Below are 13200 nucleotides of genomic sequence, written 5' to 3'. Positions count from 1 at the left end.
CCATTTGCAACGCAGATCGGGGAAGTCCATCGCGTGGGGATTCTCGGACAATGTGGCGTTGACACGACACCGGCGCCCCGCTTGATTGCGGGCACGGTACAGGTGCCGGCGCAAGCTGGCGTAATAGGGAATTCGGTGCCGTCGCGCTGCGGTGATGTTTCGCACACCTCGTCCTGCGCGGCAATTCCGAAGCTGCCCCCGCAACTGTCAGCGGTGAGCCGCTGTCCATCATGCCACTGAGCACACGGCACATGCCGGCTTGGGAAGGCGGACAGCAGCATTGATCCGTGAGCCAGGAGACCTGCCTGTCCCGGTCATCCATCCATTGCGCGGGGTGCGCGAGGAGCGGCTTCCGCAGCGGTGACACGACAACAACCGTTGCGGAGAAACGCCTGCGGCCTTCTCCAGTCCCGATGCAAGGCCCTCGCTTTCGCATCATGAGTCTGGAAGCCCGATCGTTCTCCGCCCGCAAGATTTCGGTGGGGACCGAACGTGACATCGCATCAAATATTTTCGCGCAAGCGCATCTCGCCTGCCCTGCTCGCGGCATTGCTGGCGAGCGCGGCTTTCATTTCACCGGCCGAAGCGCAACAGACACAGCAGGCGGAACCGCCACTCCCCGCGATTCAGGTGAGCCCTGCCCCGAAGAAGCCGAACCAGCGGCTGCCGAAGCGCAACAAACGCGTCGATGCGAAGCCGCGCGTGCATCAAGCGCCTGCCATCGTTGCAGTGCCGGTGCCAAATCCTGCCGAGCCTTTGGTCACGTCGCCGACCACGATCCCGACGCCAGTCAGTCAGGTGGGAAGCTCGGTCACTGTGATCACCGGACAGGAAATTCAGGAAACCCAGCGGCGAACGGTGCCAGACCTGCTCCAGACCGTTCCCGGCCTGAATGTGGTCCAGACCGGTGGCCCCGGCGGGCAGACATCAGTCTTCATGCGCGGCGCCAACGCCAATGGCACCAAGGTTTTTATTGACGGGATAGATGTCAGCGACCCTTCGAATCCGAACCGAGCGTTTGATTTCGGCTCGTTGACCGCGTTCGACATCGACCGGCTCGAAGTTCTGCGCGGCCCGCAAAGCGGTCTGTATGGAGCCGACGCCATGGGCGGCGTGATTTCGATCACCACCAAGGCCGGCAAAGGTCCGCCGCAATGGTCCACCCTGCTCGAAGGCGGATCGTTCGGCACGTTCAACCAGTCTACGTCGGTCAGCGGCTCGACCAAAGATACCAGCTATGCCTTCAGCGGATCGCATGTCCGCGTGGAGTCGACGCCGGTCACGCCGCTTTCCACCTTGCCCCCGGGACAGAAGCGCAACAACGACTTCTATGACAACCTGACCTTCCACGGCAAAGTCATCCATGACTTCTCCGAGATGTTCTCTCTCACAGCCGTCGCCCGTTATACCGATGCGCAGACCCGGTTCACCGAGAGCGATCTCTACCCTGCTCCCAACCCGATTCAGTCGCGCGGCAAGAGCCAACAATTCAGCGGACTGCTCGACGGCGTGTTCCGGCTGCTCGATGGCCGCTTCAACAACCATTTCGGCGTCACCTATACCGATACCGACCGGAGTTCTTCCGATCCGTTTGCAGCCATTGCTTTCGGAGCGAACCCGCTCAGTACGTTCCACGGCGACCGCACGAAAGTGTACTGGAAGTCCGATTTCGCTCTGGCTCCGGGACAAACGCTCGTTGCCGGTGTCGAGAATGAAACCGAAAAGGGTTATTTGAATTACGCCACCTACGGCTATCCCGCCGTGAACGGCACGATTCAAAACCTCGGCAGCTACGCGGAGTTGCAGTCCAATTTCCTCGACCGCTTCTTTCTGGTGTCGAACGTGCGCCACGATCAGAACGATCATTTCGGCGGCCACGATACTTTCCGCATCGCGCCCGCGATCGTATTTCCCGAGACCGGAACCAAGCTGAAGGCCAGTTACGGCACAGGCTTTCATGCCCCCTCCATCGACCAGATCTATGGTCCCTTCACGCTTCCGAACGTGAATCTGAAACCTGAGGAGAGCAAGGGATACGATTTCGGATTTGAGCAGGCGCTTTTCAACAAGCGAGTCCAGTTCGGAGCGACCTGGTATCACAACAGCTTCAATAATCTCATCATTGGCGTGCCCGTGACTCCGGGAAATCCCTACGTCACGGTGAATGAGAACGTCGCGTTAGCAACGACTCACGGGCTTGAAGCCTTCGCGTCGGTCGCAGTGACCGAGCGCCTGACCCTGCGCGGCGACTATACTCACACGATCGCAACGGATGACATCAAGCACACCGCGCTGGAGCGGCGTCCGGAACATAAGTGGAGCGCCCAGGCACGCTGGGCCGCGACGGACGCCCTGACCCTCACGGCCACCGCGCTTTGGATCAGTTCGTGGATCGATGTCGGCCAGCGCGCGCCCGGCTATCAGCTCCTCAACCTCGCGGCGAACTACAAAGTCGATCAGAACTGGTCGGTGTTCGGCCGCATCGATAACGTGCTCGATCGTCATTATCAAAACCCGCTCGGCTTCGATAAGACCGGCATTGGCGTCTATGGCGGCGTACGTTTCGTGACGAACTAAAAAACAAAGCCGGTCCGTGGACGGGGAAATCCACGAACCGGCTTCAATTCAGCGAACGCAGCCGGGGCAAGCCGCGCCGCTGTCGTCAATCAGCGATGATGACGATGCTTCACGACCACGCGCTTGGTGTGGTGATGCGGACGCACATGATGGCGATGATGCTTCTTCACCATGTGCGCGTTGGCATTGGCCACCGAAGGCTTGAGAACCTGCGAATGGGTGATCGTTTTTTGCGTCTTGATGACGGTCGCGGCCATCGCCGGCGCAACCATCACCGAAGCGGCAACAATGGCGGCTGAAATGATCTTCAACATGGCAAACTCCTGTTTCGGGATCAGAGCGCTGTGGACCGAATGGCCGAAGCGGTGATCGTGGCCCGATGATGGGCCGCGCGCACTGAACCCGAACTGAAGCCGCCAAACGGTTTCTGTTCATCTGCATGACATCTTGTTAATGTCGATTTCGTCCCGCCCGCGCCTGCCGGCGTGCGGTCTTGCGGCGTTAACGCTATTAAAGGGTCGCACGCGAAGCCTCCTGCCCCCAGTACCGCAGAGGCCAAAGACCGGATACAGTTGAGGAATTCACATTCCGATCCGGCTGCCCCACGGGTTCACCAGCCTTCATGACCGTCGAGAGCAAATATCAGCGCATTGCCTTTGTCGCGAGCCCCGTGCTGGAAGCCCAGCGCGCGCTGGCGCAATTGTCGTCGGACTATGGCAACCGCGAAGTGGACGACGCCGATGTCGTGGTGGCGCTCGGCGGCGACGGGCTGATGCTGCGCACCCTGCATGAGCGGATGCGCTCCGGCACGCCGATCTACGGCATGCATCGCGGCACGGTCGGCTTCCTGATGAACGAATACAGCCGCCATGGCCTGATCGAGCGCCTCAACGCCGCGCGCATGACCGTCATCAACCCCCTCCTGATGCGCGCAACCGACGCCGCAGGCGAGGTGCATGTGCATCACGCCATCAACGAAGTCGCCTTGTTCCGCCAGATCTATCAGGCGGCGCGGCTGCGCATCCTGATCGACGAACAGGTGCGGATGCCCGAACTGATTTCGGACGGTATCCTCGTCGCCACGCCTGCCGGATCGACCGCCTATAATTATTCGGCACAGGGGCCGATCATTCCGATCACGGCAAATCTTTTGGCGCTGACGCCGATCAATGCCTTCCGGCCACGGCGCTGGCGCGGCGCCCTGCTCCCGAGCTCCGCCCATATCACCATCGAGGTGCTGGAAGACGAACGGCGGCCGCTCGCCGCCGTCGCCGACCATAACGAAGTGCGCTACGTCACCCGCGTCGAGGTGCTGACCGACAAGAGCATCTCCATCCGCATGCTGTTCGACCCCGGCCACAGCCTCGAAGAACGCATTTTGAGCGAGCAGTTCGGCGTTTGACCGCCGCAAGATGCCTCGGACTGCGCATTTATGCTTAACCGGGCGTTAACGGCCGCCAGCCTAGACTTTTCCCGTATCGGCGTCCGTTTACGTGGCTGGGCATGTTCCACATCGACTTCAACAAGCTGCGGTTTCTCGTCTGTGACGACAACGCGCACATGCGGCGCATTTTGCGCACGCTGCTGCATTCGTTCGGCGCACGCGAAGTCTATGAAGCCGAGGACGGCGCCACCGCGCTGGAAATGTACAGCCATTACGTCCCCGACATCGTCATCACCGACTGGTCGATGCCAATTTTCGACGGGCTCGAACTCGCGCAGATGATCCGCCAGCCGGACGGCGTCGGCAATCCATATGCGCCGATCATCATGCTCACCGGCCATTCGGAAAAGCGCCGCGTCATGACCGCGCGCGACGCGGGCGTCACCGAATTCCTCGCAAAGCCGATCTCGGCCAAGGGTCTCTATCAGCGCATCCTCAACGTGGTGGTGTCGCCCCGTCCTTTCATCCGCACCAAGAGCTATTTCGGCCCCGACCGGCGGCGCAACACCATCAACACCTATATCGGCATCGATCGCCGCAACGGCGGCAAGGCGGAAATCCTGCAACAGCCCTCGTTGCTCGATAAAGCCCGCAGCCCGGGATAACGGCCATGGCCAGAGACAAAACCGACGGCCTCAAGGTCGAAACATTCGAGGCCCATCAGGTCATCACCCAGCCAAATCCGTTGCGCAAATACGTGCGCCACACGGACGAGCGCGACACCGACGATCCGGTCGCGCGCGCCGAGGAGGCCCTCGCCGGTCTGTCCGGTGAATTCAAGAGCTGGATGGACGAGGAATGCGCCCGGCTCGCCCGCGCTTTCGAAGTCGTGAAAAAGGACGGCTTCACCAGTCAGAACCGGGAAGAACTGTTTCGCGCGGCCCACGACATCAAGGGCGATGCCACCACGTTCGGCTACCCCAAGGCGGCCGTCGCCGCCGAAAGCCTATGCCGGATTCTTGAACACGCACCGGAACTGATGACGGTGCCCTCCGACCTGATCGCTCATCATGTTCATGCGATTCAGGCGATCGTGCGCGAGTTGCCGAAGGGCCGCTCGAGGACGAAAGACACGGCGGACGAACTGAGCACCCGTTTGCGGAAACTGGCCGACGAATTCCTGATCGAGGCCAACCGCGACCGTCCCGAACACCTCGAAGCCGTGCTGGCGCCGAGCATCGTTCCGGCGGACTAAACACCTCTACTTTCCTCACCCCCCAACAAAAAGCGCTGCTCAATGGCAGCGCTCTTGCATGTTCATATAAAGCACGATGTTGCTTTAGGCCGCGATGCGCTCGCGGACGATCTGGGCAATCTCGGCATCCAGCCCCTCGATCACCGCATACTCGTCATTGGACGCGATATAGTTTTCGTCCAGCGGTGCATAGTCGTCGAATTCGCTTTCGTAGCCGAACTCGCTTTCGTCATCCAAACGCGGCGCAAGCGGCGGCGATTCAACGAAGACGATATCCTCGTCATCCTCGTTCACGATCTCGCCGTCATAGCTACCATCGTCCTCGGCAGGCGCCGCATCCTCGATCATCTGCACGAACCGTTGCGCATCGATCTCGGTGGCCGCATCGTCGCAGAACAACCGCGCATCCTCACGCGCCGCCTCGACCGCGAAGCGCCGCAGCAGCACCAGCAGCGGATCGTGCGCGGACACCACTTCGCTCTCGCATTGCGTCAGCACGCGCTCGACCATGCGACGCTGCAAGCGCGTCACGCCATCCTGCGTATCGACAAAGCCGGTTTCCAGAATCGCCGCGACCGCCGCGCGGAAAGCCGGAACGGTCGAGGCCGGAAACCCCGCTTTCGTCAGCAGCGCGTCCAGCCCTGCCCCCCGGCCATAGGCCAGCGCGGCGACACGGCGCTGCGGCAGGCCGCTCAATTCGACAAGCGCCGCCTCGAACAGACCGGCATTGCCCGACAACAACGCGCGCAGCACGAGCCCGGCATTGAGCTGGCCGCTCTCGCGCAGATGATGGACGAGATTTGCCAGCTCCTCCCCCTGCGACAGGCTTGCGATATCGAGCAGCGAGCGCTCCGTCGCTTCCGCGGCAAGACGGTCGGCACGGCCGGGCGTGATCCAGTCGCGGGCGGCGGCAAAGCGGGCCAGCGTCGCGGACACCTTCGCCGCCAGTGCAAGACGCACCGACGCAGGCAAATTCTCACGCTGCAAAAGCTGTTCGCGGATCACGGCAAGGTCGCCATGGCGCTCGACAATCCGCTCCAGCGAGAACGGCGCCAATGTCACGCCGGGATTTTCGATCAGTTCGAGCACCGCCGCCGCGTCGCCAACTTCCGCGAGCGCGGCCGCGACCGCGACCGGCAACTCCACGCGCCGCGCCACCGCGCATTGCACCTGCTGGCAACCGGTGGCGACGAGATCGACCAGATCGGCATCGAGCAGCAGCGGCGAGAATTCGAGAACCGGCAGCGCGATCTCGGGCTGGTCGGCCGCGAGCGCCGCGACGATGGCGGGCGGCGCGCCCGGCTCTGCCGCGAACACGTCCGACATGACCTGCCGCACCAGCGGCGAGGCATCGTCGAGTAGCATCAAGAGCGCGCCTTCGGCGGCGATGCGATCGTCCTGCGATAAATCGGAGATGAGCCAGGCGCGGGCCAATGCCCGTGTCGCCTCGGCGCGCTCCCCGGCGGGAGCGGTACGAACCCAACTGATAAACTGCCGAACGATCATGGGTGTTCCGGCTTACGCAACTTTGCTGACTGCGCCGCGACTGCGGCACCACTGTCAGAAAGCGTAAACCATGACACTTAAGAAACAGTTCACCATAACCGGCTGCGGCCGTTGAGTTTTCGTTAACCTCGGCAGTTAGCTGGCGAACACGCCCTTCGGATCGCTGAACAGGTTGAACTGCGACTGGTCCGGATTGGCGGCGGCGGGCGCTTCCGCATTGGCCTGCGAGCCCGCACCCCACAACTGGCGCACCGTCAGAGATAAAGGCTCGGCACGATCGCCTGCCTGAAACAACGAATGGAATGTGGGCCCCATCTGCCGCGCCGTCATGGACGCGCCGCTGCCCTGCGGGAAACTCGACAGATACGCCATGTTGTCCATCGCAGGCGACGAGCCGCCCGCCGAGGCCACCGCGAAGCGCGCCATCGGAGAATTCGCCGCGCGGGCAAAGCGCGCATTGATGTCCGAATAGACTTCCGACACGCTGCGCGCGCCGCCGTCACGGTTGTAGAAGATCGAGCGGTTGGCGGCGGCCGCATTGGGAAACATCGCGGGCGCGGACGCCCCCGGATTGCTTTGCGCGCTGGAGATCAGCTTGGTCGCGCCGCCGACGCCCATGAAGTGCGCCATGTAAAGTTCGCCATCGGTCGGGCGACGCCCGAGTTCGCCTGAGAGCTTGAAGCTGTTGGCCTGCGTCAGCGCGCCCGCCATCGCCGCGTTGGCGGCGGGATCGTCGCGCAGCTTGAGGATCTGGTCGCGAGTCGCCGGATCGCTGACGGAATAGGTGCCGGACGGCGATTGCGAGATCGCATTCGCATAATTGCCGTAGCCGAACGCGGCCCCCGCCTGCTTCACGGTGGCGAGCCAGGTCTGTTCGATGAATTGATAAAGCCCGCGCGCCGAGGAGGTGGACGCCTGCGCCTTCGGGTCGAGGTTGGATTCGATCTTCGCGGTGGAAATCAGGTAATCGAAGCTCGCGCCGGTCGCATCCGCGGCCTGCTTGATGGCGCCCGCTATTTTCGCGCGCGCAGAATCGATGACCGACGATGCAGTCGTGCTGTCGATTGCCATGTGTCCCGCTCCCCGGTGACACGTTGTGATAACGCGATGACACGCACGGCTCCCGACGCGCGCAAGGCCTTCCGACCCGTCTGCACCCTGGGCGATTATGGTTAACGGGAGGTTAACGGGCGCTGGCGTCGCTCCCGCGAAGGCGGGACCACCCGCGCGGAGACGACAAGGCAGCGGTTTTACTTATAAACCTTGCCGGGATCGAACGCCCTGTCGGCATCGGCGAATATGAGCTTCGCGTCGCCGTTCTCGCCCTTCACCACGCGATAGAAGCAGGAGTGCCGGCCGGTGTGGCAGGCCGCGCCCGCCTGCGTGACGCGAATCCATACCGCGTCCTGATCGCAATCCGTGCGCATCTCGACGACACGCTGGACATGCCCCGAGGTCTCGCCTTTGCGCCACAGCTTCTTACGTGAACGGCTGTAGTACCAAGCGTCGCCGGTCTCGATCGTCCGGCGCAGCGCCTCGTCGTTCATGTGGGCGACCATCAGCACGTCACCGCTTTGCGCATCGGTCGCAACGCAGGTCACGAGGCCGGCCGCGTCGAAGCGCGGCGCGAACGACAAGCCTTCCTCAAGTTCTGCGTTGTGGCCTGATTGCGTCGTCACTTGCGGTCAACATTCCAAGGTTCGGCTGAAACTTCAAGCGCCTGAAAATGGCGCGCTAATGCCCCGCACCATATGCAGAAAACGGTTCTGTTCATCCGGATTGTCATAGAACATTCCAGTGAAACGCGAAGTCACCGTCTTCGCCCCGTGCTTGGCGATGCCGCGCACCGACATGCAGGTGTGCTCGGCCTCGAGCAGCACCGCGACGCCGCGCGGCTGCAACACCTTGTCGAGCGCCGCGGCGATCTGCGCGGTGAGATGCTCCTGCGTCTGCAAGCGATGCGCGAACGCATCGACGAGGCGCGCGATCTTCGACAGCCCCACCACGCGGTCGACCGGCGTATAGGCGATATGCGCCTTGCCGTAGAACGGCATGACATGATGCTCGCAATGCGAATGGAATTCGATGTCGCGGATCAGGACGAAATCGTCATAGCCCGCCGTCTCGCCGAAGGTACGGTTCAGCACCTCGGCCGGGCACTGGTGGTAGCCCTGAAACAGTTCGTCATAGGCTTCGACCATCCGGCGCGGCGTATCCAGCAGTCCCTCGCGCGAGGGATTCTCGCCGATATAGGCCAGCAGCGTCTTGACCGCCTGTTCGGCCTCATCGCGCGACGGGCGCGACTGATCCGGCTTGACCGCCGCCTCCTCGATCTCCGAGGCAGGGACTTCGGTCTTGTCGAGCTTGCTGCGCAGCGGCTTGATGACAGCATCCATCATGGCTCTCCGTTCGACCGGCCCTTCATTGCCAAAGACGGGGCCGGAGTGTCACCGGGTCGCCAGAGGCCCTGCGGGGCCATCGGACGCCTTGCGTGGGTTTTTAAGGCTGCCGAACACCAAAACGCGGGTTTCGGGGGCAGCCGGTCCATTCGACAGGTTTATTCCTGCGAACGAGCCATTATATAGGATCGCAGGACCGCGAGCCAAGGGTCACCTTGACCCCTTTAGAGCCCTTCCGGTCCCTTGGGCATCTTATGATTAGCGACATCTACAACAAGAAAATCATCGAACTGGCCGGCAATATCCCGCGCCTGGGCCGCCTTCCCCATCCCGACGCCTCGGCGACGGCGCATTCCAAGCTGTGCGGCTCCACCGTGAAGATCGACCTCACCATGAAGGACGGCGTCGTCACCGATTTCGGCCATGACGTGAAAGCCTGCGCGCTGGGTCAGGCCTCCTCCTCGATCATGGCGCGCCACATCATCGGCTCGAACGCCGACGAGTTGCGCCAGTTGCGCGACACCGTGACGAAGATGCTCAAAGACAACGGCTCGCCGCCCGACGGCAAATGGGCCGACATCGCGGTGCTGGAGCCGGTGCGGGACTACAAGGCCCGCCATGCCTCGACGCTGCTGACGTTCGACGCCGTGGTCGATGCCATCGACCAGATCGAGAATAAAGAGAAGGCGTCAGGCGCGCTCGACGCCGACACGGCTCCCGCCGAATAGTCCGACTGCCGCCCGCATTATTGCCCGGCCGCGGCTCCGCCGGTCGGCGGCAGGGCTTCCGCCGTCTTGGTCGGCGCCATCGCTGCCGGAACGGTCGCCACGCGATCCTGAATAGGCTTGGTCACGACAGGCTTGCCCACAGTCACCGTGTGCGGCAGCTCGAGCTTCGGCGCGTCGGCTACCACCGGTTCGTCGGTCACAAGGTTGCCCAGCCGCAATTCGGCCCGCGACAATTCATGCAGCGGCTCCCACGGCGGCACGCTCAAGGCCAGCGTCAGCAGATCGCCGGTGCCGCCCATGTCGAAGGTGTATTTCGCAAGGCGGCCGACATCGCGCTCGACGATCATCAGATCCTGCGCGGTGTAGGTCGCGGCCTTCGCGTCGTTGGCGCGGTCGCCCATCCAGATCTGGTGGACGCGCACATGCGCCTCCGGTGGCACGGTGCGAGTATTCCCCGCCAGCAACAGGAACACGCACATCGATTCGCAATAGGCATCCGGCTGGATCGCGCGAACCTTGCCGTTCAATCCATCCGTCTCGATCACCCGACCGACGGTGGTGAAGATGCCCGCCTTGCGCCACACCCGGCCGAGCGCCAGCGCATCAAGCACCGAGCCGCCGCTGGAATTCAGCACCACGGTCGCGGACGACAAATCATGGCCGGTGGCGGTCTTCTCGAACAATGCGGGCGTGTCGCTGGTGATGACGCCGACCGCCTCGATCCAGTCGCGACAATCCGGCGCGCACCGGCCTTTCGGCGCGGGGTGCCACACGAACGTCATCGGCTGACGGCGCGGCTCCACGGTCTCCGCCACATGGGCCGCGTCCGCGGCGTGAGCGGGTGAAGCTGGTTGAGCGGCACCGGAGGCATGTGCGGTCTCTTCGCGCGCGGCGAGGCCGACCAGCGCAATCAGGAGAGCTGCGGCGCAAACCCGCACCCAGCCGCCGGATGAGAGCGACCCCACGAGAGCAGACCTTCAATCCCTTCCACGTCCCTCGGACATGGCATTAGGCGCGACACGAATCCTGTCACACGATCATTATGAAAAGCGTAACGGCGCCGCGCCGTAGCGTCCATGAAACATTCGGCGCGATGCATTCAAACCGGCGCGATGCTGTGAAAGTGTGGCGAAAAAACCAGTATAGTTCCTGGAACCGGAACCAACGCATACCCAGATCAGGCTCATGGCTTTCAAATTGTCCTGCGGCTGCCGTGCCTGCGACATGGCGAAGAACGCGCCGCGCAACGCCGGACGCGGCATGATCTGGCTGTATCGCTCCACCCTATCGCCGCTGATCGGATTCAACTGCCGCCATGTTCCGACCTGCTCGGCCTATGGCGACGAAGCCATTGGCCGGTTCGGATTGTGGGCGGGCGGCTGGATGACGCTGGCGCGGTTGCTGCGCTGCCAGCCATGGGGCACGGCGGGCCTCGACTTCGTGCCGAAGCAGAAACCGCTGAATGCGCGCTGGTATCTGCCCTGGCGTTACGCACGCTGGCGCGGCGTCAATGACATGCCCGAATGACTTCGCTGGCGGACACCGCAACCGCTTATGTTTTCGCGACACTTTTTTGTGTGAGGCATTTGGCGATCCGGTCATGGAACCGGCCGCAACCCGCGCTATTGTTTGGAGTTAGACAAATTCGAACCCGGCGGGGTTTTGAAAGTGTGAGTCACGAGCATCGAGGGATGCATGACAAATCATGACCCATCCAAACCGGGTAAAGCAGGCCCGGATCGCAGGACCGTCCTGCAAACCATCGGTGCCGCGGGCATCGCAACTGCTGCCAACTGGCCAACCCAAAGCAAGGCTGACATGACACCGACGCAGACATCCGTCTCGCCGGGCTATGCCGTTGATGCGAAACTGACCATCAACGGCAAGCCCTATTCGGCCACCATCGATCCGCGCACCACGCTGCTCGACTTCCTGCGCGAGCATGTCCACCTCACCGGCACCAAGAAAGGCTGCGACCACGGCCAGTGCGGCGCGTGCACCGTGCATGTCGATGGCCGCCGCGTGAATTCGTGCCTGACCTTCGCCGCCACGCTGGGCGGGCGCGAAGTCACCACCATCGAGGGCCTCGGCGAGCCCGGCAACCTGCACCCGATGCAGGCCGCCTTCGTCGACCACGATGGCTATCAGTGCGGCTACTGCACCTCCGGCCAGATCATGTCCGCCGTGGCGCTGATGAAAGAGCCGTGTGGCCCGTCCGACAATGACGTGCGCGAACTGATGAGCGGCAACATCTGCCGCTGCGGCGCGTATCAGAACATCGTCGCGGCGATCCAGCAGGTCCGGCAGGGTACGTAAGGAGATCGCAGATGCATCAATTCCAACTTCGCCGCGCCGACGATGTGGATGCCGCGATCAAGGCCGCCTCCTCCGCGCGGACCGCCCAGCAAGGCGCGGACATCCGCTTTCTGGCGGGCGGCACCACGCTCATCGACCTGATGAAGCTGAATGTCGAAACGCCGCAGCAGGTGATCGACATTAACCACCTGCCGCTGGACAAGATCGAAGCTTCCGATGACGGCGGCTTAAAAATAGGCGCGACCGTCCGCAACGCCGACCTCGCGCATGACGAGCGCGTGGTGCGTAACTATCCCGTTCTGTCGCAGGCTCTCTTGTCCGGTGCGTCCGCGCAGCTGCGCAACATGGCGACGACGGCGGGCAACCTCCTGCAACGGACGCGATGCGTCTATTTTCGCGACGAGCACATGGCTTGCAACAAACGCGATCCCGGATCGGGCTGCGCAGCGATCAACGGCTTCAACCGCACGCTCGCGATCCTCGGCACCAGCGACCAGTGCATCGCCAGTAATCCCTCCGACATGAATGTCGCGCTGATGGCGCTCGACGCCGTTATCCACATTCGCGGCGCGAAGGGCGAACGCGATGTGCCAATCGCTGATTTCTTCCTGCTGCCCGGCAACACGCCGAGCAAGGAAACCGTGATGCAGCCCGGCGACCTCATCACTCATGTCACCCTGCCCGCGCCACTGAGCGGATCGCGCTCGCTCTACCTGAAGCTGCGCGACCGCGTGTCCTATGAATTCGCCCTCACCTCCGCCGCCGTGGTCATGACGGTCGCGAACGGCAGGATCGAGACCGCGCAATTCGCGATGGGCGGCGTCGGCACCCGGCCATGGCGTAACGCGGACGCGGAGAAAACACTCATCGGCAAAGCGCCGGACAAGGAGGCGTTTCGTGCCGCCGCCGATGCGTTCCTGAAAGACGCGAAACCGCAAAGCCAGAACGGCTTCAAGGTCGAACTGGCAAAGCGATGCCTCGTTCACACTCTCGACGCCGCAGCAAAGCTGGCCTGAACCAATAGCGAGATTGCAC

The 13200-nt window shown here is 62.8% G+C and carries 14 protein-coding genes and 1 riboswitch; of the genes, 8 read left to right on the top strand and 6 right to left on the bottom strand.

Annotated elements, in window-relative coordinates; genetic code table 11:
- Positions 1 to 83 precede the first annotated feature (83 nt).
- A riboswitch (cobalamin riboswitch) is annotated at positions 84 to 323 on the top strand.
- A gap of 226 nt (positions 324 to 549) precedes the next feature.
- Complete coding sequence (locus AFIC_RS06475; RefSeq protein ID WP_275248322.1) at positions 550 to 2577, top strand: TonB-dependent receptor plug domain-containing protein; 2028 nt, start codon at positions 550 to 552, stop codon at positions 2575 to 2577.
- 89 nt (positions 2578 to 2666) lie between these two features.
- On the opposite strand, the gene AFIC_RS06470 is transcribed toward AFIC_RS06475, so the two are convergent.
- Positions 2667 to 2891 carry a His-rich protein BRANT gene (locus AFIC_RS06470; RefSeq protein ID WP_275248321.1) on the bottom strand — a complete coding sequence of 75 codons (225 nt, stop codon included), beginning with the start codon at positions 2889 to 2891 and terminating at the stop codon, positions 2667 to 2669.
- Between the two features lie 308 nt (positions 2892 to 3199).
- Here AFIC_RS06470 and AFIC_RS06465 point away from each other — a divergent pair, with 308 nt between their 5' ends.
- From AFIC_RS06465 to AFIC_RS06455, 3 genes are all read left to right on the top strand, one after another.
- A complete protein-coding gene (locus AFIC_RS06465; protein ID WP_275248320.1) occupies positions 3200 to 3979 on the top strand; it encodes an NAD kinase in 780 nt (259 codons plus the stop codon).
- A 101-nt stretch (positions 3980 to 4080) separates the two neighbouring features.
- Entirely contained in the window at positions 4081 to 4626 is a 546-nt protein-coding gene (locus AFIC_RS06460; protein ID WP_275248319.1) for a response regulator, read from the top strand.
- 5 nt (positions 4627 to 4631) lie between these two features.
- Entirely contained in the window at positions 4632 to 5216 is a 585-nt protein-coding gene (locus AFIC_RS06455) for an Hpt domain-containing protein (protein WP_275248318.1), read from the top strand.
- An 84-nt stretch (positions 5217 to 5300) separates the two neighbouring features.
- Here the strand turns inward: AFIC_RS06455 and AFIC_RS06450 are convergent, their stop codons facing one another.
- From AFIC_RS06450 to folE, 4 genes are all read right to left on the bottom strand, one after another.
- The gene (locus AFIC_RS06450; RefSeq protein ID WP_275248317.1) at positions 5301 to 6722 is read right to left on the bottom strand and encodes a DUF2336 domain-containing protein; all 1422 of its coding nucleotides are present in this window, start codon (positions 6720 to 6722) and stop codon (positions 5301 to 5303) included.
- Between the two features lie 135 nt (positions 6723 to 6857).
- Complete coding sequence (locus AFIC_RS06445; protein WP_275248316.1) at positions 6858 to 7793, bottom strand: lytic transglycosylase domain-containing protein; 936 nt, start codon at positions 7791 to 7793, stop codon at positions 6858 to 6860.
- 179 nt (positions 7794 to 7972) lie between these two features.
- The gene (gene hisI, locus AFIC_RS06440) at positions 7973 to 8401 is read right to left on the bottom strand and encodes a phosphoribosyl-AMP cyclohydrolase (RefSeq protein ID WP_275248315.1); all 429 of its coding nucleotides are present in this window, start codon (positions 8399 to 8401) and stop codon (positions 7973 to 7975) included.
- Between the two features lie 33 nt (positions 8402 to 8434).
- A complete protein-coding gene (gene folE / locus AFIC_RS06435) occupies positions 8435 to 9118 on the bottom strand; it encodes a GTP cyclohydrolase I FolE (protein ID WP_275248658.1) in 684 nt (227 codons plus the stop codon).
- 257 nt (positions 9119 to 9375) lie between these two features.
- Here folE and AFIC_RS06430 point away from each other — a divergent pair, with 257 nt between their 5' ends.
- On the top strand, positions 9376 to 9849 hold the full coding sequence (locus AFIC_RS06430; RefSeq protein ID WP_275248314.1) for an iron-sulfur cluster assembly scaffold protein: 474 nt from the start codon (positions 9376 to 9378) through the stop codon (positions 9847 to 9849).
- Between the two features lie 17 nt (positions 9850 to 9866).
- Here the strand turns inward: AFIC_RS06430 and AFIC_RS06425 are convergent, their stop codons facing one another.
- The gene (locus AFIC_RS06425) at positions 9867 to 10814 is read right to left on the bottom strand and encodes a COG3904 family protein (protein ID WP_275248313.1); all 948 of its coding nucleotides are present in this window, start codon (positions 10812 to 10814) and stop codon (positions 9867 to 9869) included.
- 220 nt (positions 10815 to 11034) lie between these two features.
- On the opposite strand from AFIC_RS06425, the gene yidD reads away from it, so the two are divergent.
- The 3 genes from yidD to AFIC_RS06410 all read left to right on the top strand — a co-directional run bounded on the left by yidD (position 11035) and on the right by AFIC_RS06410 (position 13181).
- Positions 11035 to 11376, top strand: a complete 342-nt coding sequence (gene yidD, locus AFIC_RS06420; protein ID WP_275248312.1) for a membrane protein insertion efficiency factor YidD — start codon at positions 11035 to 11037, stop codon at positions 11374 to 11376.
- 168 nt (positions 11377 to 11544) lie between these two features.
- Positions 11545 to 12165 carry a (2Fe-2S)-binding protein gene (locus tag AFIC_RS06415; RefSeq protein ID WP_275248311.1) on the top strand — a complete coding sequence of 207 codons (621 nt, stop codon included), beginning with the start codon at positions 11545 to 11547 and terminating at the stop codon, positions 12163 to 12165.
- A gap of 11 nt (positions 12166 to 12176) precedes the next feature.
- Positions 12177 to 13181, top strand: coding sequence for an FAD binding domain-containing protein (locus AFIC_RS06410; RefSeq protein WP_275248310.1), 1005 nt, complete (start codon positions 12177 to 12179; stop codon positions 13179 to 13181).
- Positions 13182 to 13200: the final 19 nt, after the last annotated feature.

This window comes from [Pseudomonas] carboxydohydrogena (assembly GCF_029030725.1).
GTDB classification, from domain to species: Bacteria; Pseudomonadota; Alphaproteobacteria; order Rhizobiales; family Xanthobacteraceae; genus Afipia; species Afipia carboxydohydrogena.
The sequence above is the reverse complement of the archived record's forward strand: the minus strand, read 5'-3'. Positions and strand labels throughout refer to the sequence as shown.